The organism is Symbiobacterium turbinis, assembly GCF_055383075.1.
In genome coordinates, this window is the sequence record NZ_AP042433.1 from 978,691 (window position 1) to 1,001,312 (window position 22,622).

22 protein-coding genes are annotated in these 22,622 nt (G+C 69.1%); 16 read left to right on the top strand and 6 right to left on the bottom strand.

Annotation, left to right across the window (positions count from 1 at the left end):
• Positions 1-118: 118 nt before the first annotated feature.
• The 3 genes from ACZ45O_RS04645 to ACZ45O_RS04655 are packed head-to-tail and all read left to right on the top strand — an operon-like array spanning position 119 to position 2,969.
• On the top strand, positions 119-1,156 hold the full coding sequence (locus ACZ45O_RS04645) for a sensor histidine kinase (RefSeq protein ID WP_464856025.1): 1,038 nt from the start codon (positions 119-121) through the stop codon (positions 1,154-1,156).
• Positions 1,153-1,791, top strand: coding sequence for a response regulator transcription factor (locus tag ACZ45O_RS04650; protein WP_464856027.1), 639 nt, complete (start codon positions 1,153-1,155; stop codon positions 1,789-1,791). The genes ACZ45O_RS04645 and ACZ45O_RS04650 overlap by 4 nt, the downstream gene beginning before the upstream one ends.
• A gap of 14 nt (positions 1,792-1,805) precedes the next feature.
• On the top strand, positions 1,806-2,969 hold the full coding sequence (locus tag ACZ45O_RS04655) for a M28 family metallopeptidase (RefSeq protein WP_464856029.1): 1,164 nt from the start codon (positions 1,806-1,808) through the stop codon (positions 2,967-2,969).
• Between the two features lie 72 nt (positions 2,970-3,041).
• Here ACZ45O_RS04655 and ACZ45O_RS04660 read toward each other — a convergent pair whose 3' ends face one another.
• Complete coding sequence (locus ACZ45O_RS04660; protein ID WP_464856031.1) at positions 3,042-4,130, bottom strand: GTP pyrophosphokinase; 1,089 nt, start codon at positions 4,128-4,130, stop codon at positions 3,042-3,044.
• Positions 4,131-4,537: 407 nt separating this feature from the next.
• On the opposite strand from ACZ45O_RS04660, the gene ACZ45O_RS04665 reads away from it, so the two are divergent.
• Both ACZ45O_RS04665 and ACZ45O_RS04670 read left to right on the top strand, forming a co-directional pair.
• Positions 4,538-5,089 (top strand): hypothetical protein, encoded by a 552-nt coding sequence (locus tag ACZ45O_RS04665; protein WP_464856033.1) that lies wholly within the window; start codon positions 4,538-4,540, stop codon positions 5,087-5,089.
• On the top strand, positions 5,086-6,615 hold the full coding sequence (locus ACZ45O_RS04670) for an AAA family ATPase (protein ID WP_464856035.1): 1,530 nt from the start codon (positions 5,086-5,088) through the stop codon (positions 6,613-6,615). The genes ACZ45O_RS04665 and ACZ45O_RS04670 overlap by 4 nt, the downstream gene beginning before the upstream one ends.
• Before the next feature lie 49 nt (positions 6,616-6,664).
• Here ACZ45O_RS04670 and ACZ45O_RS04675 read toward each other — a convergent pair whose 3' ends face one another.
• Genes ACZ45O_RS04675 through ACZ45O_RS04690 form a run of 4 tightly spaced genes read right to left on the bottom strand, consistent with a single transcriptional unit; the run spans position 6,665 to position 11,496 of the window.
• Positions 6,665-7,441: a hypothetical protein gene (locus ACZ45O_RS04675; protein ID WP_464856037.1), complete on the bottom strand. Its 777-nt coding sequence runs from the start codon at positions 7,439-7,441 to the stop codon at positions 6,665-6,667.
• 33 nt (positions 7,442-7,474) lie between these two features.
• Positions 7,475-8,581, bottom strand: coding sequence for a GerAB/ArcD/ProY family transporter (locus tag ACZ45O_RS04680; protein ID WP_464856039.1), 1,107 nt, complete (start codon positions 8,579-8,581; stop codon positions 7,475-7,477).
• Between the two features lie 21 nt (positions 8,582-8,602).
• Entirely contained in the window at positions 8,603-9,757 is a 1,155-nt protein-coding gene (locus tag ACZ45O_RS04685; protein ID WP_464856041.1) for a Ger(x)C family spore germination protein, read from the bottom strand.
• Positions 9,754-11,496, bottom strand: a complete 1,743-nt coding sequence (locus ACZ45O_RS04690) for a spore germination protein (RefSeq protein WP_464856043.1) — start codon at positions 11,494-11,496, stop codon at positions 9,754-9,756. Before ACZ45O_RS04690 ends, ACZ45O_RS04685 begins: the two co-directional genes overlap by 4 nt.
• A 130-nt stretch (positions 11,497-11,626) precedes the next feature.
• Between ACZ45O_RS04690 and ACZ45O_RS04695 the strand changes: the two genes are divergently transcribed.
• From ACZ45O_RS04695 to ACZ45O_RS04745, 11 genes are all read left to right on the top strand, one after another.
• Positions 11,627-12,919 (top strand): competence/damage-inducible protein A, encoded by a 1,293-nt coding sequence (locus tag ACZ45O_RS04695; RefSeq protein ID WP_464856045.1) that lies wholly within the window; start codon positions 11,627-11,629, stop codon positions 12,917-12,919.
• A gap of 163 nt (positions 12,920-13,082) precedes the next feature.
• Positions 13,083-14,291, top strand: coding sequence for an ROK family transcriptional regulator (locus ACZ45O_RS04700; protein WP_464856047.1), 1,209 nt, complete (start codon positions 13,083-13,085; stop codon positions 14,289-14,291).
• A gap of 30 nt (positions 14,292-14,321) precedes the next feature.
• Positions 14,322-15,332 carry a type I glyceraldehyde-3-phosphate dehydrogenase gene (gap, locus tag ACZ45O_RS04705; RefSeq protein ID WP_464856049.1) on the top strand — a complete coding sequence of 337 codons (1,011 nt, stop codon included), beginning with the start codon at positions 14,322-14,324 and terminating at the stop codon, positions 15,330-15,332.
• A 69-nt stretch (positions 15,333-15,401) separates the two neighbouring features.
• On the top strand, positions 15,402-15,782 hold the full coding sequence (locus tag ACZ45O_RS04710) for a methylglyoxal synthase (RefSeq protein ID WP_464856051.1): 381 nt from the start codon (positions 15,402-15,404) through the stop codon (positions 15,780-15,782).
• 290 nt (positions 15,783-16,072) lie between these two features.
• Entirely contained in the window at positions 16,073-17,653 is a 1,581-nt protein-coding gene (locus ACZ45O_RS04715; RefSeq protein WP_464856053.1) for a DEAD/DEAH box helicase, read from the top strand.
• A 109-nt stretch (positions 17,654-17,762) separates the two neighbouring features.
• Positions 17,763-18,062, top strand: a complete 300-nt coding sequence (locus ACZ45O_RS04720) for a YciI family protein (protein WP_464856055.1) — start codon at positions 17,763-17,765, stop codon at positions 18,060-18,062.
• A 123-nt stretch (positions 18,063-18,185) separates the two neighbouring features.
• Positions 18,186-18,455 (top strand): hypothetical protein, encoded by a 270-nt coding sequence (locus ACZ45O_RS04725; protein WP_464856057.1) that lies wholly within the window; start codon positions 18,186-18,188, stop codon positions 18,453-18,455.
• Positions 18,456-18,486: 31 nt separating this feature from the next.
• Positions 18,487-19,269: an ABC transporter ATP-binding protein gene (locus tag ACZ45O_RS04730; protein WP_464856059.1), complete on the top strand. Its 783-nt coding sequence runs from the start codon at positions 18,487-18,489 to the stop codon at positions 19,267-19,269.
• Complete coding sequence (locus ACZ45O_RS04735) at positions 19,266-20,033, top strand: ABC transporter permease (protein ID WP_464856061.1); 768 nt, start codon at positions 19,266-19,268, stop codon at positions 20,031-20,033. Before ACZ45O_RS04730 ends, ACZ45O_RS04735 begins: the two co-directional genes overlap by 4 nt.
• Positions 20,034-20,045: 12 nt before the next feature.
• Entirely contained in the window at positions 20,046-21,113 is a 1,068-nt protein-coding gene (locus ACZ45O_RS04740) for an ABC transporter substrate-binding protein (RefSeq protein ID WP_464856063.1), read from the top strand.
• A gap of 318 nt (positions 21,114-21,431) precedes the next feature.
• A complete protein-coding gene (locus tag ACZ45O_RS04745; RefSeq protein ID WP_464856065.1) occupies positions 21,432-21,902 on the top strand; it encodes a Rieske (2Fe-2S) protein in 471 nt (156 codons plus the stop codon).
• Positions 21,903-21,917: 15 nt separating this feature from the next.
• On the opposite strand, the gene ACZ45O_RS04750 is transcribed toward ACZ45O_RS04745, so the two are convergent.
• The gene (locus tag ACZ45O_RS04750; RefSeq protein ID WP_464856067.1) at positions 21,918-22,442 is read right to left on the bottom strand and encodes a helix-turn-helix domain-containing protein; all 525 of its coding nucleotides are present in this window, start codon (positions 22,440-22,442) and stop codon (positions 21,918-21,920) included.
• Between the last annotated feature and the right edge of the window lie 180 nt (positions 22,443-22,622).

The following is a 22,622-nucleotide window of genomic DNA, read 5'->3' on the forward strand; positions in this document are numbered from 1 at the left end:
TTCCTCCTTGTGTGTGCTTTCACAAGGCAAGTATCGCATGCTCCCCGCCCCCCGACATCGTACGTCCATCTGTACTTTCGTACACTGTACGGCCGTTCAGCCGAAGGGAGGAGCCGCCATGGCCCGCCACACCCGCGTGTTCTTTTACTCGGTCTACCTGGTGCTGGGTCTGATCTGGGTGTCGACCGTGGCCTGGCCTGCATGGCGCCCCGCCTCCGAGGCCGTGCCCTTCACGCTGCTGCTCCTGCTGCACGGCGTCCTGCACGCCCTGATGGACCGGCTGGAGGCCCGGGGGTGGGCCGCGCCGTACCTGGTGGTGCAGATCTTGCTGGCGGGCGTGCTGGTGTGGCTGGGCGAGGGCTCGCCGATGACTGAGGTGCTCTTTGCCCCCATTGCCGGAGAGGCGATCGGCCTGTTTCCGGACGGGTGGCGGCGCAGCCTCGCCCTGGGCGGGGTCGTCGCGGGGCTGGCGGGGGCCATCGCGGCGCTGCAGGATCCCCTGCCGATCCTGACGCGGCTCCCCTTTACGGGGCTCGCCTTCGGGTTTGCCGCGCTCTACGTCGTCCTCTACCTGCGGCAGATGCGGGAGCGGGAGCGGGCCGAGTCGCTGGTGGCGCAGCTGCAGGAGGCGCACGTTCAGCTCCAGGCCTACGCCGCCCGCATCCAGTCGCTGCGCCTGCCGGTGGAGCGGCTTGACCTCGCGGCCGAACTGCGCCGCGAGCTGGAGCGGGCGCAGGTCGACGGCGGCTTCACCGGCGCCCTGGAGGTGGGCCCGGGGGACACGGCGCCGGAAGGAGAGGCCGCGGTGCAGCATTACTACATCGCCCGGAAAGCCATCGCCAACGCCGTGCGGCACAGCCGGGCGAGCCAGCTGCGGGTGCGGCTCTGGGGCGAGGACGGGCGCGTCTGCCTCAGCGTCGCCGACGACGGCGTCGGCTTCGACCCGGAGGCCCCGCGCCTGCCGGGCCACTTCGGCCTGACCGGCGCCCGGGAGCGCGCCCGCGCGGTGGGGGGCGAGCTGCACATCGAGAGCAGCCCGGGTCAGGGCACGACGCTGTTTGCCGCCGTGCCGCTGCGCCCGGCCGGAGGCGCCCGGGCGGACGGGGCTGCCGGCGGCGGAGACGCCGGACGCTTCGGAGAGGAGGCTGGGCCGTGATCCAGGTGCTGATTGCCGACGACCACGAGGTGGTGCGGGAGGGGCTGCGGGCGCTCCTGGAGATCCAGCCCGACATGGCGGTGGTGGCCGAGGCCGCGGACGGCCAGGAGGCCGTGGAGCTGTGCGAGCGGCTGTCGCCGGACGTGGTGCTGATGGACCTGCGCATGCCCCGAATGGACGGCCTGGCCGCCATCCGGGCCCTGCAGCAGCGTTGCCCGCAGGCGGCGGTGGTGATTCTGACCACCTACGACGACGACCAGCTCATCGTGGAGGGACTCCGCGCCGGCGCCCGGGGTTACCTCCTGAAGGATGCGAGCCGGGATGCGATCCTGGAGGCGGTGCGCGCGGCCGCCCGGCGCGAGGCGGTGCTCTCGGCCGAGGTCATGGCCCGGCTGGTGGAGCGGCTGGATCCGGCTGCGGCACGCCCGCCCGCCGGGGAGCCGTCGCCGCTCTCGGAGCGGGAGACCGAGGTGCTCCGCCTGGCTGCCGACGGCCTGCGCTCGAAGGAGATCGCCGACCGGCTCCTCATCACGGAGCGCACGGTGAAGGCGCACCTCACGGCAATCTTCACCAAGCTCGACGTGACCAGCCGGGCGGAGGCGGTGGCCCGGGCGATGGCGCGGGGATGGCTGTGAAGGGAGATGGCGAGATGAGCAAGGCATGGACGTACCTGGAGCGGCTCACCCGGTATCCTCACCGGGCGGTCGGCAGCGCGGAGGAGGCGGCCGCGGCCGAGGAGGCGGCGGGCTGGCTGCGGGACATGGGCTACGACGTGGAGATCCAGCGCTTCCGGGCGCCGCGCGACACGCTCTACCTCGGGCCCGCCGTGATCATGGCCGGCTACCTGGCCGCCGCGGCGATCGCGGCCTGGTGGCAGCCCTGGGTCGGCCTGCTGCTGGCCGTGCTGCTCCTGATCCCCCTGGTCGGGGAGATGTCCGGGAAGGGGCTGGATCTGGATGCCTACACACCCAAGGTGGGCTCGCAGAACGTGATCGCCCGGGCGGCGGGGCAGGGCGATGAGCGGCTCACGGTGGTGGTCTCGGGCCACCTGGACACCCAGCACGCCACCTGGCTCTTCCACCCCCGGATTGCCCCTCACGTGCAGACTTACCTGAACCTGGCCTACGGGTCGCTGGGGCTGATGTTGCTGGGGCTGGTGCTCCGGGCGGTGTTTCCCGGGGCCGGCTGGCCGCTGTGGCTTCTGGGCGCGGGCGCCGCTGTGCTGTCCCTGCACATCGCCTTTCTGCTCGCCTGCGCCTTCAGCGGGGGCTACATCAACGGCGCCAACGACAACACCACGGGCGCGGCCCTGACGCTGGCCCTGGCGGAGCATTTCGCGGCGCATCCGCTGCCGGGGGTTCGCTTCCACTTCGTGCTCACCGGTGCGGAGGAGGTGGGCACGCGGGGCATGAAGGCCTTCCTGCGGGCGTACCGCTACGACTCGGCGTCCACCTATTTCATCAACCTGGACAACCTGGGCGGCGGCACCCTGACCTACCTGGAAGGCGAGGGGATGACGCTCTACCACCGGTTCGGGAAGGACCTGGTGGAGCTTGCCCGCGCCATGGCCGCCGAGCGGCCCGGGCAGGTGAAGGCGCGCCCCAACCTGCTCCTGCCCACCGACGCGATGATTCCCGCTGCGCACGGCTATCAGGCCATCAGCTTCCTCGCGTTCCTGGAGGACGGCTCGCTGCCCAACTACCACTGGTACACGGACACGCCGGAGCACGTGGACCGGGAGCTGCTCTCCTTCACCGAGGACTTCATGAAGGAGTACATCCGGCGGCTGGCTGAGGTCAGGGCCGCCTCCTGACGGCGCCCCGACACAAATAAAGAAGGCGAGCGGCAGGATCGCTCGCCGTTTCTTGTTGCGGGGGAAGGAGGGCTACACGCGCTCCGGCGCCGCTTCGGCCATGGACTTCAGCAAGGTGGCCCGCTCGTCCCGGGCCGCCGGCGCGCCGATGTTGAACCGGTCCAGCAGCGTTCGGATCTCCTCCGGGCTCTCCAGCCTTCCGATGAGCACCTGCACCAGGAGGCTCAGGCAGCTGCCCCGCGACATGGGCAGGCCGCGGCGCCGGTCATCCCGGTAGATCTGGTGCGCCAGCGACCGCACCAGCTCCTGCGACTGTTCGAGGGCGTCGGCCAGGTCTCGCAGGTTCCTGACGCCCAGGTACTGGAGTTCCTCGACCCGGGCCTCGAGCACCGCCTTGGTCGGGCCCATGAGCGGCCGGCCGCGCATCTCGGAGATCTCTGCATCCAGGGCCTGAATCAGTGCGGAGCGCCGGATGAACGTCTCCAGCGAGATCGGATCGAGGGCCACGTCCTCGGGATGGTCGTGCATCTTCGCGACCACCTGCGTGGAGTAGAGGCTCAGCTCGTCCCGCAGCCGCATGAACTGGTCATCGGCCAGCTCCAGCAGGCCTGCCAGCATGGAGAACCGCCGCCGGAGGCTGTTGGGAATGCCGCCAGCGACCTTGTAGCCCAGGTCGTGCTCGATCTCGGCCCAGGCGTGCTGGAGGATCGAGCGCACCTGAATCTCGCAGCGCAGGCCGGCGAAGCGGGCGTACTCCGGTCTTTCCAGCATCTCCGGGGGCAGGCAGCAGACACGGTGGACGGAGGAGTAGCCGAACCAGTGCGGGTCGTAGGGGCGCTTGTCCTCAGAGTGGTCGGGATCGACGTCCAGGTGGCGGTCGATCACCCGCACCACCCGGTCGACGTCATCGGCGAAGTTGGTGACGACGCGCACGCCCACGAGGTCGGTCACCTCGGTGAGGTGCTCGTAGTCCTTGCCCGGGCGGGTCAGCTTTTCCGCCAGGGCGTCGACACTCTTGACCCGATAGGTGATGCTGTTGATCGGTATGTTCGCCTCGGCGAGGAGCTGGCCCAGCATCTGCCGCACACACTGACCGAAGGCGCGATACAGCGCTTGCTGCGAGCGAAAAGTCTCGACCCATTCCCGCTGCTTGCCATTCATGAGCCGCACCACCTCCTCTGCGCAGCCGACGTGCACCGGGGGATAAGTTCAATGGATGCCGGGCAATCTCCTGCGCGCAAAAAGGGGGCGGTCCTGCCGGACCGCCGGAGAAAGAGAAGCAGAAATCACACAGAGGGGGTTCAACACACAAGTTCAATGTACCGCAGCTCTGTTACAGTCCTGTAACAATTTCGCGACGATGTGATGAAAAGTGAGTTAGCAGTTCATGTCACGCGTCAAACCCAACGGCTGTACGGCGCCGCAGAATGTACCAGCCGAGCACCGGATGATCGCATGCTATACTGGTTATGCTCATGAGATTAAACCTTTGGCGTTAAAGATGTGACGGCCACGAAGCGCGCCTTCGTGGCTGCCATTTATCCGCGCATGGGTAGGGGGGATGCGTAGTGAACCTGCGGCAGTTTCGGTGGCCGGTCGCGCTCGTGACCCTGGCCGTCACGCTTGCCGGGCTGTTCGGCGCGGGCCGGCTGGTGCGCAGCCAGACGATCGACCAGCCGCTCATGACGGCCCTCGCGGGCCTGGAGGGGCTGGTCTCCTACCAGGTCGTCCAGGCAGGGGATGTTCCGGAAGTTGAGATCCACCCCGCCCCCGATGCGAACCTGCGGGAGATCTACACCGAGGTGGACCGGCGGCTGCGCCAGATCCTGAAGGGCAGCCCGTATGGGATTACCGTGCTCGGCAGCCCCACCGCAGCGCTGGAGCGTGCGGCGGAGCGGATGAACCTGTACCTGCAGGAGGCGGTGGCCACCGGCGCGTTCGCGGCCATGGCCGACCGGATTGCCGCAGAGGCCGCCTCCATGGGGGCTGAGGCACAGGTGGCGGTGGACGAGCGGCGGGTCTACCTGACCGTGCGCCAGGGCGACGCCTACCTGTACCGGGTCGTCGAGCGGCCTGCCTGGCCGCCCGTCGTGCCCGCGGGAGGAGGGATGGGGCTGTGAAGAGCTTTCCCGTGAAGGAGGTCCTCCTGGGCGCGGCCGCGGCGGTGCTCGCCTATCTGGGCATCAGCGGGGTGAACGTGCTGCCCGTGGTGTTCCTGGCGGGCCTGGCCTGGCTGATGTACCAGTCCGCCAGCCTTCGCAGCCCCTCTGCGACCGCGGTGCGCAGCCCCCGCACCGTGGCGGTGCCTGAGGTCAGGTTCGAGGACATCGGCGGACAGGCCGCCGCGAAGAAGGAGTTGCTGGAGGCGATTCAGTTCATCGCGGACCGGGAGCGAATCGCCCACATGGGCATCCGGCCCCTCAAGGGCATCCTGCTCACCGGCCCGCCCGGCACGGGCAAGACGCTGCTGGCCAAGGCGGCGGCGCACCACACGGACTCGGTCTTCCTGGCGGCTGCCGGCTCCGAGTTCGTGGAGATGTACGCGGGCGTTGGGGCGCAGCGCGTGCGGGAGCTGTTCCGGCGGGCGCGCGAGACCGCCCGGAAGGAGCGGAAGCGGTCGGCCATCATCTTCATCGACGAGATGGAGGTCCTCGGCGCTCGACGGGGCTCCCACAGCACCCACATGGAGTACGATCAGACGCTCAACCAGCTGCTCACCGAGATGGACGGCATCGCGGTGGACGAGGACGTGCAGGTGCTGGTGATGGGCGCCACCAACCGGGTCGACATGATGGACCCGGCGCTGCTCCGCCCCGGCCGGTTCGACCGTACAGTCAACGTGGACCTGCCGGACAGGGAGGCGCGGCTGGCCATCCTCCGGCTGCACACCCGCAAGAAGCCGCTGGGCGCAGACGTGGACCTGGAGGCCATTGCCAGGCAGACCTTCGGCTTCTCCGGCGCCCACCTGGAGTCGCTGGCCAACGAGGCGGCGATTCTGGCCCTGCGGGAGGGGCTCACCGAGGTGCGGCAGCGCCACCTCGTGGAGGCCGTGGACAAGGTGATGCTGGGCGAGAAGCTGGACCGCAGGCCGACCCCGGCGGAGAAGCGGCGGGTGGCCGTCCACGAGGCCGGCCACGCCCTGGTGGGCGAGTGGGTGGATCCGGGCTCGGTGGCCACCGTCACCATCACCCCGCGGGGGCGGGCGATGGGCTACGTCCGCACCAGCCCTGCCGACGACAAGTACCTGTACACCCGCTCGCAGCTGGAGGCCCGCATCCAGGTGGCCCTGGCGGGCTTCCTCGCGGAGGAGCTGGTGTTCGGCGAGGCGTCGACGGGCGCATCCAACGACTTCGAGCAGGCGGTGGGCATGGCCCGGCACATCCTGCACGCCGGCCTGAGCCCGCTGGGCATCGTCGACGCCGAGAACCTGAACAGGGGGCTGGAGGGGGCGGTGGTCCAGCAGATCATCGCCGACCAGCGGGAGCTGGTGGCCTGGTTCCTGGCCGAGCGGCGGCCTGTGTTGGAGCAGGTGGCGGACACCCTCGTCGACGTCGAGGTGATCGACGGCGAGGAGATCCGGCGGCTGCTGGCCGACGCCCCGCCCCTGCCTCCCGTGCAGGGGCCGGTTCTGCCCGAAAGCGCATAGATGCTGTTGACGCGAGCGGCGCCTGTGTGCGCCGCTTTTCCGCGGCCGCCTAGTGCGGTCCGGGGGGCTGCCACGGGGCCCAGCTCATCTCCCCCTGCGGGTCCGGCGGCTGCCAGGGCGGCGGGGACTGTGCCGCTCCGCCGCGGGGTCCGGCCTCGGTGGAGGATGCCGCCGCCGGCTGTCCGTCTTGCTGGCTCTGTCCGCGCTGTCCGCCCGGCGCGGTCTGTCGGGACTGTGCGGATTGCCCCGGCTGTTGGCCCCGGCCGGCTTGCTGTTGTGCCGGCTGCGGGCGGTTTCCCCGGGTCTTGGGCGCGCCGGCGCCGGTGGCCGGGTTCTGCTGCTGCGCCTGCCCCGCCGCCTTCTCCTGCAGTCGCGCCTCCGCGCGCGCCTCCTTCAGCACGGCTTCCATCTGCTTCTGGATGCGCTGGGTCTCCTCGAGCACCGTCTTCAGCTGCTTCAGGTTGGCCTCGAGCTCCTCGGCCAGCTCCTGCTTGGCAGCGTGCAGGGCCGTCAGCATGCATGCGGCCGCATCGCCGTACAGTTCGGGCAGCCAGGGCTGCTGCTGGCCCTCCTGCGGGCCTGCCCCCTGCTGGCTTGCGCCCTGCTGGTTTGCGCCCTGCTGGTTTGCGCCCTGCTGGCCAGAGCCTTGCTGACCAGAGCCTTGCTGACCAGAGCCCTGCTGGCCCCCAGCCTGCTGGGTTCCGGCTTGCTGCGGACATCCGGCGGGCTGGCCGCCGGCTGCGTTCTGCTGCTGTGGGTCGCCGGCATCCTGGCCGGGCCTCCTGATCAGGCGGCGCACCGGCCGCTGACGGCTGTTGTTCTGCACGTGACCGCCTCCTCAGACTCCGATGTTTCTGGTTCACGCCTGCATGTCCGGCTGCCGGCACTGCCTTCCTCTGAGCCAGGAGGCGGCCAGCAGCAGGGCCGGTATGCCCAGCCCCAGGCTGAGCGAAAACGGGGTCCACAAGGTGGTGGAGAAGAGGAACAACCAGGGCAGATTGGGGATGAGCGCCATCAGGATCAGCGCAACGGCGGCCAGGGCGGGCAGGAGCGGCCTTTCGTTGGCCATCCCGAGGGCGAAGCCCGCGGCGTTGGCCGCCAGCCACAGATGGGTGGCCGTCTTCACTATCATTCCCAGCAGCCAGATGGAGATCAGGATCACATCGAGCCGTTCGACGAATTCGCCGATGGTGATCTGCTGAAACAGGGAGTAGACCGGAAAGTTGAAGTCGGCCACGAACTGGTGCCCGAACACGGCGAGCGAGAGGGCCGTGAACAGCATGAGGGCGAGGGTGGCCAGGGCCGCCCCCGCCGCGAGCCCTCTGCCCGCGCGGTGCGCCTGGTCGACCAGTGCGGCAAGGGCCAGGAACGTCCACGACTCCGCATACCAGCCGATCGGGGGCCAGGCGGCGACGAAGAGTTGCAGCGGTGAGTGCTCGTAGAGGGGGAGGAGGCGCAGCGGGTGGACGAGCCCGGAGAGCGTCGCCAGGGCCAGCAGGAAGATGACGACGTTGGCGAGCACGAAGAACACGGAGAGGCGCGCCAGCACCTCTGCGCCGCAGTAGGCGCCGTACACAGCCACCACTGTGAACGGCACGGCCAGAGCCAGGAGCGGTGTGGCCGGCAGGATCGCCACCGGGATGACCTCCGCGACGTCCCGCAGGCTCAGGGCCGTGAGCGCCGTGCTGATCAGGGCCACAAGCAGCGCCAGCGCCCGCCCGAAGAACGGGCCCAGGAGGTGGCAGGCCAGCTCACCCAAAGCCTGGTGGGGGTGGCGGCGGGCCAGGAGGCCGAGCATCAGCGCAATGGGAAGGGCGGCCACGAGGAAGGAGGCCAGCGGCGCGAGCCAGCCGCCGCTCTGCCCGGTCTTCGCCAGGTTGGCGGGCAGAACCAGCTCCGCCGCCGCAAAGTGCAGCGTGAAGGCCAGGGCAGCGAGTTGCTGGTGGCTGATGCGTGCCTGCCGCACCCGGGACCCCTCCTTTCCGCGCTACAGGGGATTGCTCATCAGCCCCGTGGTCTGCAGCCGCAGGTCGACCGAGACGGTGACGGGCGTCTCCCGCCAGGTCTCGCCCCACCGCCTCTCACCCAGCTGCCGCCACACCGCCGGGTAGAGGGCGCGCACCTGCTCGCCGAAAAACAGCGGGTCGGCCTCGGCGGCCTGGAGCTTTTCGATGACCCTGACGATGAGGTTGTGCAACTCTTCCTCAGCGCGCCGGACCAGCTGTTCATGGACCTCGTGCTGCATAAGGGGGCGAGTGCACTGGATCTCCGTCACCCGCAACCGCCCCGTGAGCGACACCGTAAATGCGGGTCGGCCGCCCTGCAGAGTCGGCCGGATCCGGCGGCCGGCCTGGAGGATGCGAAACGAGACGTCCTCCTGGCCGGGCTCCTCCCCGCAGGGGACGGTGAGCACCCCCTCGCGGCCGTGGCCCCGCAGCCACTTGATCGCCCGCACCTCGCGGGCGTCCAGGTATTCGATCACACGGTCGTTCCGCAGGAGCACGGCGCCGCCCAGTTTCGCCGCGTAGCGCTGGCCTTCCGGCCCGGTGTCCGGGTTCTGGATCAGGTCCACCACCGGCAGCATGGGGGTCCGGTAGGTGGTCGCCCGGGCGGAGAAGAACTCCCAGAGCCGCATTTCCAGGCCGACGCGCGCGTGGGCGATCTCCGAGAGGGCCTTGGTCTGCAGCGATTCCATGATTGGTTCGGTCTCCAGCAGGGTCCGGACGGAGCCGCCCCGCACCATCATGATGTTCCCCTGCAGGCGGAACTCAGGCGCACGCAGGATGAAGTCCAGGGTGTTGCCCAGGCCCTGCTCCGCCAACCGCTCGCCGACCACGACGATCACCGTGTGGGTGAGATTGATCCGCCTGGGAAGGCGCAGTTCGATGTCGCGGAGGACGCCGGCGAAACTGCGCCCCTGTCCGGAAACCACGATCCGGCTGGGCAGCGACTCGCCTCCCTGCTGGCCCTTGCCCCCGCCCGCAGCGCCGGACCCGGCCACGCCCAGGGTGACCTCGTAAACGCCCTCCTCCACCAGGTCGATGCCCAGCGCGATGACCAGTGCAGTGTCGTTGAGCTCGCGCCGGCTCCAGCACCCCGTGAGGAGCGGCAGGAGCAGCAGGAGCGCGATGGCCCGCCTCATGGCGACCCTCCCCGGCCCGGCCGGGGTCCGGGCTGCGGCTTCAGCCCCTGCCCGGCCCTGTGGGCGTCCAGCTGTTCCACCGCGGCGGAGCGGCGCCGCTGCAGCCAGTGGGGGATTCGCAGGAAGGTGTCGCCCATGTCGGCGGGGAGCAGCGGGCCGAAGGGCGCCAGGTACGGCGTGCCGAAAGAGCGCAGGCTGAGCAGGTGGATGAGCAGGGCCGCCCCGCCCAGCGCGAGGCCGTAGGCGCCGTAGGTGCCGGCGAGCAGCAGCAGGGGAAACCGGAGAATCCGGAGGGCCACCGTGGCGGAGAAGTCGGACAGCATCAGCACCGCCAGGGCGGTGACCGCCACCGTGATGATCATGGGGGCGGAGACGATGCCGGCCTGAATCGCGGACTCGCCCAGGATCAGGGCCCCCACGATGGAGACCGACTGCCCCAACTGCGAGGGCATGCGTACACCGGCCTCCCGGATGATTTCGAAGCCCAACTCCATGATAAAGGCCTCCAGCACGGCCGGGAAGGGCACCCCTTCGCGCGCCGCCATGATTGAGAGCAGCAGGTTGGTCGGGATCATCTCGCGGTGAAAGGTCGTCAGGGCCACGTAGAGAGAGGGGGCGAAGAGCGCCACCAGGGCGAACAGGACGCGCAGCCCCCGCACCAGGACCACGGCGGGGAAGCGTTCGAAGTAGTCCTCGGGGGAGTGGATCAGGTCGATCAGGGTCGAGGGGGCCAGCAGCACCCAGGGGCTCCCGTCGACGATCACGGCGAAGCGCCCCTCCAGCAGCCCCCCGGCCACCGCGTCCGGCCGCTCGGTGGCGCGGATCAGCGGAAAGATGGTCCAGGGGGTGTCCTCTATGAACTCCATGAGCTGGCCGCTGTCCAGCACGCCGTCGACCTTCACCCGGCGGATGCGCCGCTTGGCCTCTTCGACGAGCGACGGCTTGCAGATCGTGGCGAGGTAGGCGACGGCCACCCGCGTGCGGGTGAGCTCGCCCACGGTCAGCAGGTCGACGCGCAGCCGCGGATCGCGGATGCGCCGGCGGATGAGCGTCAGGTTCACGTTGAGCGACTCGACGAAGCCCTCACGGGGGCCCCGCACCACCCGCTGGGTCTTGGATTCGCTGATGGCCCGCTGCGGGCCGCCGGCCACGTCGAAGCCCAGCGCCCGGGGGGCCCCCTGAATGAAGAGCACGGCCTTTCCCTCAGCGATGCCCTGGGCGGCCTCGTGAATCCGCGCAATCTCATCGGTTTCGGGTGCGGGGATCTGGCGCTCCCCGACCCAGCGCACTGCGTCGCCGGCCGCGCCGCCGACCGGGGGCGCGGCGCCCGCGTTCAGCAGCGCGTGCAGGATGCGTTCCAGCAGCTTCTCGTCCGCCATCGTCGGCAGGTAGGCCACCGCCGCCGGCACCGGCCCCGATCCCGGGTCCGGCTGCGGTCCGGGCCCCCGCCCGAGTAAGATGCGGCGGAAGGTCAGATCCTGGCAGTGTCCGAAGTAGAGATGGAGCAGGGCCTCCACCTGGGCAAGGTCGATGGGGACGGGAAGCGCCTGGTTCAGGTGGACGAGTTCAAAGAGCTGCGCCTCTGCGCGGGCCGACACGGCCATCCTGCAGGCAAGGCGGAACTCGCGGGGCAGGCCGAGGGCACGGAAATAGGCCGCAACCTGCTGCGAATGCCGGGCCACCCCGTGTCGTCGCAGGCCCTGCGGCGTGCCGCCGCCGGGCGAAAAGCGGTACCGCACCTCTAACACCCCCAGGCCGCCGCTGCGGGTAGTATGCGTCTGTCGCTGCGGGCCGCATGCTTCCGGCCCGCGGGCGCAGGAGTGGAGGCGTCTCCCGGCGAAACGTCCGTTGGCGGGGGGAGGATGTAACGTGATCGCCGAGCTGGTCTTCGTAGGTACCGAACTGCTCCTGGGCGAGATCCTGAACTCCAACGCCCAGTACCTGGGCCGGCAGATGGCCATGCTGGGCGTCGACGTCTACCACCAGGTGGTGGTGGGCGACAACGCGGCGCGGCTGAGGGCCGTCTTCGAGCAGGCCCTGGGCCGGGCCGACCTGGTGATCGCCTGCGGAGGGCTGGGCCCGACCGACGACGACATCACCCGCGAGGTGGCGGCCGAGGTGGCCGGGCGGCCGCTGGAGTTGGACGAGGGGCTGGTGGCCGAGCTGGAGGCGTGGTTTGCCGGCCGCGGGCGGAAGATGACCGCGAACAACCGCCGCCAGTGCATGGTCCCCAGAGGGGCGACGGTCCTGCCCAACGACCGGGGCACGGCTCCGGGGCTGATCATCCCCGCAGACGGGGGCAAGACGCTCATCCTGCTGCCCGGGCCCCCGGGCGAGATGCGTCCGATGTTCGCCAGCCACGTGGTGCCCTACCTCACCGCCCGGAACGGGGGCCGGCCGCTCAGGCTGGTCACCCGGACCCTGCGCTTCGTGGGCATCGGCGAGTCGGCACTGGCCGACGGGCTGAAGGACCTGCTGGAGAACCAGACCGATCCCACGATCGCGCCTTACGCCAAGACCGGCGAGGTCCACCTGCGGCTCGCGACCCGCGCCGCGGACGAGGCGGAAGGCCGCGCCCGGATCGCCCCGGTGGAGGCGGAGATCAGGGCCCGCTTCGGCCGGTTCCTCTACGGGGTGGACGAGGAGAGCCTGGCGGAGGCGGTGGGCCGGCTGCTGGCGGAGCGGGGGCTTACCCTGAGCACGGCCGAGTCCTGCACCGGCGGGCTGGTGGCCCGGTACATCACGGACGTGCCGGGGTCGTCCCGGTACTTCGGCATGGGTTTCGTCACCTACGCCAACGAGGCGAAGGTGCGCTTCCTCGGCGTGCCCGAAGAGCTGCTCGCCGCGCAGGGCGCGGTGAGCGAGCCGGTCGCGCGGGCAATGGCGGAAGGGGCGCTTCAGCGGTCGGGCGCGGACGTGGCCGTGGCCATCACCGGGATCGCCGGGCCGGACGGCGGCACGCCCGTAAAACCGGTCGGCACCGTCTGGTTTGCCCTGGCCGCGCGAGGCTTCCAGGGAGACGGATCGGGCGAAGTGCCGCTTCCGGCCGGGGTCTGGGCGGAGACCGCGCGGCTTCACGGCGACCGGGACGGGGTGCGGGAGCGGGCGGCGACCCACGCTTTGGCTCTGGTGCGGCGGTACCTGTTGGGATACTTGGGTTGAGCATGGGCGGGCCGTGACCGGGCCCTGCCATTCTTTGTTAAACCCCTTTATGAAGACCCTTGACACAAGCACCAGATTGAGGCAGAATAAGGGCGGAAGCCGCTGGAAAGCGGCTATTCCTCAGCAAACTTCGTTAACCGGCTTTACGAAAGGGTGAAGTGCCGTGCTGGTTGGGCCGGAGCTGATTCGGGCCATCAACAAGCAGCGGGTGCTGCGCCTCGTCCGGTCTGCCGGCGCCATGTCGCGCGCAGACCTGGCCGAGCGCACGGGGCTCACCCGGCCTACCGTCTCCGCCGTGGTGGCCGAGTTGCTGGAGGAGGGCTGGGTGGAGGAGATCGGCACCGGCGAGTCCTCCGGCGGCCGGCCGCCGATCCTGCTCAGGTTCAACCCCCGCGCCCGCTGGGTCATCGGCGCCGAGCTGGGGGCGGGCCACGTGCGGGCGGTCTTGGCCGACCTGGCCGGGAACGTGTTTGACCGCGTGAAACAGCGGGTGGAGTCCCACGACCCCCTGGTGGAGGTCGGACAGCTGGAACGGGCCATGAAGCACCTGCTGGCGCAGGTCCCGAAGAAGGGCCCGCCGATTCCCGTGGCCGGCATCGGCATTGGCATCACCGGGGTCATCGACACCGAGGAGGGCATCTGGCGGTACTCGCCGCACTACAAGGTGCGCGACCTCCCTGTGGCGCAGATGCTCCAGGAGCGGCTGCTGCTGCCGGTGTGGCTCGAGAACGACGCACGGGCGATGGCGTGGGGCGAGCGCTCCTTCGGCGCCGCGAAGGGCGTCGACAATCTGGCCTTCATCCGCGTGGGCGTGGGCCTCGGCGCCGGCATCATCATGGACGGGCGGCTGTACGGCGGCGCCTACCAGGGCGCCGGCGAAATCGGCCACATCATGGTGAAGGAGCGGGGGCTCCGCTGCCGGTGCGGCAGCGACGGCTGCCTGGAAACGGTGGGCAGCGCGGTGGCCATCGCCCGGCGGGCGGTGCAGCGCATGGCCCAGGAGGAGACCCTGATCCGCGACCTCTGCGGCGGCGACCCGTCTCAGGTCATCGCGACGACGGTGATTGAGGCGGCGGATGCAGGCGACCGCGTCGCGCAGGAGATACTAGCCGAGGCAGGTCGGTATCTCGGCATCGGCATCGGCTCCATGATCAACCTGCTCAACCCTGCCATGGTGATCATCGGCGGCGGCACCAGCCGGGCAGGTGACCACCTGATCGAACCGCTGCGGCAGGCCGCCCTGGAGCGCACACTGCCCGCCCTGCGGGAGAAGGTGAAGATCGTCCGCACTGCGCTGGGCGAGGATGCGGGGCCCCTGGGGGGCGCCGCGCTGGTCATCGAAGAGCTCTTCCGGGCACCGACGCTGAAATAGGGAGACCAGTCAAGAAGGAGGAAAATGAGTATGACGCTTCGCATCGGCATTAATGGCTTCGGCTCAATCGGTCGGCGTGTGCTGCGTATCGCCCTGAACCGGCCCGACGTCGAGGTCGTGGCCATCAACGACCTGACGCCGCCGGCCACCTCCGCGCACCTGCTGAAGTACGACTCCAACTACGGCATCCTCGACGCCGAGGTCTCCGCCACCGAAAACTCCATCACCGTGGGCGGGAAGGAGATCCGGGTGTACTCCCACAAGGATCCCGCGCAGATTCCCTGGAAGGAGCACGGCGTCGACATCGTGATGGAGTGCACCGGCCGCTTCCGCGACAAGGAGCAGGCTGAGGTGCACATCACTTCCGGCGGCGCGAAGAAGGTCATCATCTCCGCGCCGGCGAAGAATGAGGACATCACCATCGTGATGGGCGTGAACCATGACAAGTACGACCCGGCGAAGCACCACGTCATCTCCAACGCCTCCTGCACCACCAACTGCCTGGCGCCGGTGGTGAAGGTGCTGAACGACACCTTCGGCGTGGTGAAGGGCATGATGAACACCATCCACGCCTACACCAACGACCAGGTCATCCTGGACTTCCCCCACAAGGACCTGCGCCGGGCCCGGGCCGCGGCCCTCTCCATCATCCCCACCACCACCGGCGCGGCCAAGGCCGTCGCGCTGGTCATCCCCGAGGTGAAGGGCAAGCTGACCGGCTTCGCCATGCGGGTGCCCACCCCGGTGGTCTCGGTGGTGGATTTCACCGCCGAGGTGTCGAGGCCGACCACCGTGGAGGAGGTCAACGCCGCCCTGAAGGCCGCCGCAGAGGGGCCGATGAGGGGCGTGCTGGCCTACGAGGAGGCGCCGCTGGTCTCCACCGACTTCAAGGGGAATCCGCACTCCTCCATCGTCGACGCCCCGTCCACCCTGGTGCTGGGCGACAACATGGTCAAGGTGATCGCCTGGTACGACAACGAGTGGGGCTACTCCAACCGCATGGTCGACCTGGCCGCCTACATCGCCTCCAAGGGCCTGTAGCTGTGTGCGCGCCGCCCCCCATCGACGTGGTGGGGGGCGGAATCCGCGTTTGAGAGGAGGGTTTCTGCCGTGCGCATCGCCCTGATCGCACACGACAACCGCAAGCAGGACATGCTGAAGTTCGTGAAGGAGCACAAGTCGGCCTTTGAGGGGCACGAGCTGTTCGCCACCGGCACCACCGGGCGGCTGATCCGGGAGCAGACGGGCCTGCAGGTCCACTGCTTCCTCTCGGGCCCGTTGGGCGGGGATCAGCAGATCGGGTCCAGGGTGGCCACCGGCGAGATGGACATGGTCATCTTCCTGCGGGACCCGCTGACCGCCATGCCCCACGAACCCGACGTGCAGGGGCTGCTCCGGCTCTGCGACGTGCGGGACATTCCGGTGGCCACCAACCTGGGCTCTGCCCGCATGTTCGCCGACGATCTCATGCGGCTGAAGAACGTGGAGTAGCGGATGGCGAATCGTGGCATCCCCGCGTGAGCCGGTGTGGGGTTTGCGGAGGCGCCGAAAAGGGGAAAGATGCCGTAGGGGCGTTCGCACCGCCGGCGTCGGCCGGTGTATTCCCGGCCGGCCGTGTGGACGAAAGGCGGTGCAGCCGTACCCGATCCTCACGCCGCGGCGTCAACAATACGATCCCCCCAAATGTGAGGACGCGAACGTGGCCCTTCACGAGCGTGAGAGAATGCGTTAAAATGAAGGGAACATTGTGTACGGGCCCGGGAATTGAGGAGAGATTTGTGATGAATGAAACAAAGTTGACCTTCCGAGACCTGGAACTGTCGGAAAAGGTGCTCAGGGCACTGGACGATATGGGGTTCGAGGAGCCTTCGCCCATCCAGGCGCAGGCCATTCCCTCCTTGCTGCAGGGCAAGGACGTCATCGGCCAGGCACAGACCGGAACCGGCAAGACGGCCGCTTTCGGCGTGCCGATCGTGGAGCGGCTGACGCCCGGCCAGCGGGTCGTGCAGGCCCTGGTGCTCACGCCGACCCGTGAGCTGGCGATTCAGGTGGCCGAGGAGATCACCAAGATCGGCCGGCACGCGCGGGTCAAGACCATCGCGATCTACGGCGGCCAGTCCATTGAGCGGCAGATCCGATCGCTCCGGTTCGGGGTGGACGTGGTCATCGGCACGCCCGGCCGCATTCTGGACCACCTGGGGCGGGGCACCCTGGACCTGTCCCAGGTGCGGATGGTGGTGCTGGACGAGGCCGACGAGATGCTGGACATGGGCTTCATCGAAGACATCCAGAAGATCCTGGAGGCCACGCCCGACGACCGGCAGACCCTGCTTTTCTCCGCGACGATGCCCCCCGAGATCCGGCGGCTGGCCGGGCGCTACATGCGCGACCCCATCACCATCTCGGTGACGCCGCAGCAGCTCACCGTACCGCAGATCGACCAGTACTTCTGTGAGGTGCGCCCCTCGTTCAAGACCGAGGCGCTGACACGCATCCTCGACATCGAGGACGTGGAGCGGGGCATCTGCTTCTGCCGCACCAAGAAGGGCGTCGACGAACTGGTGGAGGCGCTGCAGGCGCGCGGCTACCAGGCCGAGGGCATCCACGGGGACATGAACCAGGCTCAGCGGAACCGGGTGATGAGCCGGTTCAAGGAAGGCTATGTGGAGCTCCTGGTCGCGACCGACGTGGCCGCCCGCGGGCTGGACATCTCCGATGTGACCCACGTGTTCAACTACGACATCCCCCAGGACCCGGAGAGCTACGTGCACCGCATCGGCCGCACCGGCCGCGCGGGCCGAACCGGCACCGCCATCACCCTGGTCACGCCCCGGGAGTTCCACCAGCTGCGGCTGATCGAGCGGGTGACCAAGACCCGGCTCCAGCGGCGGCCCGTGCCCTCGCTGACCGACGTGGCCGAGAAGCAGCGGGAGCAGCTGAAGGAGCGGCTGATCAGGATCCTGGAGGAGGATAAGCTGGGCGAGTTCAAGCAGCTGGCCGAGGACCTGATGGCCGAGTACGACCCCAGCGACCTGGTGGCGGCCGCCCTGAAGCTGGTGTCGGGCGACGGCAAGCCCACCCAGCAGGTGCAGACGGAATTCGGCGACACCGGGGCAGAGGCCGGGATGGTCCGCTTCTTCCTCAACGTCGGCCGTTCCCAGATGATCCAGCCGGCGGACATCGTGCGCACCATCGCCCAGGAGGCCAACATTCCCGGGTCTTCCATCGGCCTCATCAACATTTACGACCGGTTCACCTTCGTCGAGGTGCCGAAGGAGGTTGCCGGCCAGGTGATGCAGGCCATGCAGGGCGCCACGATTCGCGGGTACCAGGTGAACATCGAGCCGGCCAAGCCGCGGTAGCGGCGGCCAGGGCGACCTGCGGCCCCTGACCGTTTTCGGACGGTCGGGGGCCGCTTTGTCACTGTTCGGGGCGCCTGCCTCCGGCTACGATGGCGGGGGAGGGATGGCTGTGGAGTCCGTCTACATGATTCGGCTCACCCGCAAGCCGGGGTGCGTGATCACCGAGGAACTCATGCAGGCCCACCGGGCGCACCTGAAGAGGCTGGCCGACGAGGGGCGGCTGGTGCTCTGCGGGCCCTTCGCCGACAAGACCGGCGGCATGACCATCATCCGGGCGGGCTCGCTGGCCGAGGCGGAGGCCGTGGCCGCCCGGGACCCGCTGGTCGCCTCGGGGATGGAGGACTGGGAGGTGCGGGAGTGGGTCGTCACCGGCGGTGAGGGCAGGCCGACGGAGGGGGGCTTCCGTTAGGGATTCAGCAAGGCGCCGGTTGCAGACGACGGACGCCGGGGCGGCCCATGCAACAGCAGGGCCGCCCCGGCGCCGCGCGCCACAGGCATGAGCAGGGCGGGGCCGCAGACCGGATCCTTCTCGATGTACTTACTGCCCCGCCTGGAGAAGATGGCATTCGTCGCCTCCCTGACGCTGACCCTGTTCGTCATCGATTCCTTCCGGTTGCTGGCCTACTGGTCCCTGGACGTGCTGCACCCGCGCCACGTGCTGCTGAGCCTGCTGTGTTCCCCGCTGATGCTGCTGGGCGGCTGGCTGGGAAAGCGCCTCAACGGCCGTCTCTCGGCGCGCGGGTTCGTCACGGCCCTGTCGCTGCTGATCGCCGCGACGGGGTTGGCCCTGCTGCTGTCCTGAGCCCTTTGGCACCTGCCTGTGAGGTGATGTGATGCGGCCTGTGAAACTTCAGATCCGCGGGCTTACCGCCGTCTACCGCACGGCCCGGGAGACCGTCACCGCCCTGGACGGCATCGACCTCGACGTCCACGAGGGGGAGAAGATGGTCATCCTGGGGCCGTCTGGCTGCGGCAAGTCCACGCTGCTCAAGATCGTCGGGGGTTTCGAGGCGGCGGCGAAGGGATCGGTCTTCCTGGACGGCCGGCCCGTCGCCCGCCCCGGCCCCGACCGTGCCTTCGTCTTCCAGGAGTTCGACCAGCTGTTTCCCTGGCAGACGGTGGCCGGCAACCTGGCCTTCGCGCTGCGGGTGGCGCGGGGCACGACGGGCGCTGATGCCCGGCGGCAGATCGCTGAGATCCTGGAGCTGGTGGGACTCAGCCGCTGGGGCGACTTCTACCCGCACCAGCTCTCAGGCGGCATGAAAATGCGGGTGGCCATCGCCCGGGCGTTGGTGCTGAAGCCGAAGGTGCTCCTCATGGATGAACCGTTCGCCGCCCTCGACGCCCAGAGCCGCGCGCAGCTTCAGGCTGAGCTGAACCGGATGCACGCGGAGACCCGGCAGACGCTGCTCTTCGTCACCCACTCCATCGAGGAGGCGATGGTGCTGGGGGATCGCATCGTGGTGCTGTCTGCGGGGCCCGGCCGGGTCAAGCGGACCCTGGAGCCCAGCGTGACTGGCCTCGCCCTGCTGGAGCGCTCAGAGGGGACGGAGCTGCGCCGGCTGATCCGGCAGCTCCTGGAGCAGGAGAAGAATGCGGGTGAGAGGGCCTCATGAGGAGCGGGCTGAACAGGCTGGCGGTCCTCCTGATCCTGCTGCTCCTCTGGGAGGGGTACGTGCGGGCAGCGGGCGTGAGCCCCCTGCTGGTGCCGGCCCCCAGCCGGGTGCTGCTGGGCTTCGGTGAGTACATCCAAAACGGCAGTCTGGTGCGCTACACCCTGCAGACCCTGCAGATGGTGCTGACAGGCATGGCCATCGGCATTCTGATTGCCTTCGGGCTGACGGCCCTGGCCACCGCCAGCCGCTGGGGGCGCGACTTGCTGCTGACCCTGACGTCCATCATGAACCCCCTGCCTGCCATCGCGCTCCTGCCGGTGGCGCTGCTGTGGCTGGGGATCGGCCCACGCTCGCTGCTCTTCGTCATCGCCAACTCGGTGGTCTGGTCCCTGGCGCTCAACATGCACACGGGCTTCGAGACCGTGCCGCTGATCTGGAAGCAGGCGGGGCAGAATCTGGGGCTTCACGGGTGGGGCCTGGTCCGCTACGTGTACCTGCCGGCCGCCCTGCCCTACATACTGACGGGGCTGAAGATCGCCTGGTCGTTCGGCTGGCGCACGGTGATCGCCGCCGAGCTGGTCTTCGGGGCCAGCGGCCAGGCAGGGGGACTGGGCTGGATGATCAACGTGGAGCGCTACAACCTGAACACGACCGGCGTCTTCTGCGGCCTCGTGACGATCATTGGGCTGGGGCTCCTGGCCGAGGGGCTGTTCGAGGCGCTGGAGCGCCGAACCATCCGCAGATGGGGCATGTCCGCCGGTTGAGGAGGAGTGAGGATGCGAGTGCGAGGAGGAGGGCGGGCCGGTGTCGTGCGCCGGACCGTGGCCCTTTTGTGTCTGGGGATCCTGCTCGGCGCGTGCGCTGCAGGAACGCCTGAGGGCGCGGAGGGGCAGGGCGGCGCGGCCGTCGCCCCGGGTTCAACCGTACCGCGCGAGGAGGTCGTGAAGGACTCTGGCGAGATCCGGCTCGGCTACCAGTTTGGCACCAGCTACTTGCCGGTGGAGGTGATGATCGAACACAAGCTGATCGAGAAGCGGCTCCCCCACGTGAAGGTCACGAGGCAGCAACTGGGGGGCGGTGGCGCCCTCACCGAGGCGGTCCTGGCCGGCTCCACGGACGTGGTCTTCATGGGTCTCGGCCCGTTCTTCGTGGGCTGGGGGAAGGGGATCGACTGGAAGATCGCCGCGGCCATGCAGGATATGCCCATCGGCCTGAACAGCGCGAAGCCCGGCGCGACCAGCCTGCGGGACATCGGTCCAGAGGACCGGATCGCCCTGCCGGGGGTCAACTCGATCCAGCACGTGATGCTGGCGATGGAGGCGCAGAAGCAGCTCGGCGACCCCCGGGCCCTGGATGAGCGGCTGGTGGCGATGCCGCACCCGGACGGCGAGCGGGCGCTCCTGGCCGGCAGCGAGATCACCTTCCACTACACGGCGCCCCCTTACCTGCAGCGGGAGCGCCAGCAGCCGGGCATCGTCAAGATCGTCGACTCCTACGAGACCATGGGCCAGAAGCACACCTTCAACGTGATGGTGGTACCGGCCCGCTTCAAAGAGGAGCACCCGGAGCTGTACCAGGCGCTGGTGGACGCGTACACCGAGGCGACCGAGTGGGTGAAGGCCAACCCCGGCAAAGCCGCCGACCTGATGATCCGGCTGGGGGACCGGACGGACCGGGATGAACTCGTCGCGCAGATTACCGACCCGGACGTGGTCTGGACCATCGAACCCCACGGCCTGGTGAAGTTCGCCAACTTCATGAAGGAGGCGGGCTTCCTGGACAGAGCCCCCGCAGACTGGAAGGAGGTCACCTGGGAGAACCTGCACCACCTGAACGGAAACTGAAGGACGCGCAGCAGCCCCACGCCTCACGGCGGGGGCTGCTGCGCGTCCCCAGACTTTATACCCGGCACGCCTCCGGAGGAGACTAGTCAGAGACCCGTGCACAACCGGGGAGGCGCGCCAGTGCGAACCACCAGGCGCCGGCGAACCCCTGCCGGCGCGCCCTGGGGCTGACCCACCTGCAACAGCCTGCTCACCGCGGCGCCGGGGCCGCTCCGGACTGCATCGGCGGCAGGCCACGCCCCGGCGCCCACAGCTCACGGCCCAAGACATCCCTTCCCAGTGGGGGCTTCACCAGTGATTCGCCAGGTCTATGGTCGGATGGCCACCGTGATTCACCGGGATGACGAGCACCGGCTCAACCGCCGGGCGTTCCTCCACATCATGTTCCTGGCCTTTGCGGCCCTGGGGCTCTCCGCGGTGCCGCCGGCCGCGCTCGCCCGCTGGGCGGAGCGGGCGCAGCCCCGGCGCGCTCTGGAGCCGCCGGGCGCCCCCATGGCAGAAGAGGAGGACCTGAAGCCGGTGGAGTCCGTGCCGATCAACCGGCCGATTGCGAGGGACCCGGCGGTGCCGGTCCACCCGCCCGAAGGGGGCTTCGTGGCCTACGACCGGCGGTGCACACACCTGCTCTGCCCGCTGCTGTGGGAACCGGGGCTGGACAGGCTGGTGTGCCCCTGCCACGATGGTCACTTCAGCGCCCGCACCGGCCATGTGCTCTACGGGCCCCCGCGCAGATCGCTGCCGGTGGAAACGAAGATGGATCACCAGCCGTCCCCGAACCAGCGGGGATGATGGGGATCCATGCTCTCAGGGTGTGCTCTTTTCGGGATCGGCGGGCGGGGCCTTTGCCTCGTCGGCCGGCGCACGCCCCCGCGTGCGCTTCCAGGCCCGGCCGCGCTGGCACCGGACCCCGGCCTCCTCGAGCACGAGCCGGATGGTCTCCTTGCTGATGCCCTCGACGATGCCCAGCTTTACCAGGGCCTCCTGCAAGCGGGAGAGCGACCACGTGGTCCACGGGAATCCTTCGTCCCGAGGAGGCGTGAGGGCCAGCCTCACGATCATCGCACGCTTGGCCTTGTCGAAGATGCGGGGGCGGCCGCCACAGTACGCGGGCTTCAGCGAGTCGAGCCCCTGTTCGTTGAAGAGGTGGATGACATGCCTGACGTGATCGACGGAACAGCGGCAGCGCTCCGCGATCTGCGGCGCCGTCAGCCCCTGAGCGGAGGCCAGCACGATGGCGGCCCGCCGGCTGCTCACCACGTTGCGGCGGTTCCGGGCCGCACGCTGAAGTTGAGCCCGCTCCTCAGCCGACAGCTCTCGGACGAAAATCACCCTGCATCCCCCTAGTGAGCGCAGTTCTTAAAGGGTTCTAAACCCCCGTGAAAAGTCCTTCTGAGCGAACTGTACACTCGCAAAAATCCAGGTTAACGTTTTTGGTCAACACGCTGGACAGCGAGATAGGTTTTTGGTATCGTTATTTCGTGAGCTATCGGGAGTAGACTGTTGCGAAGT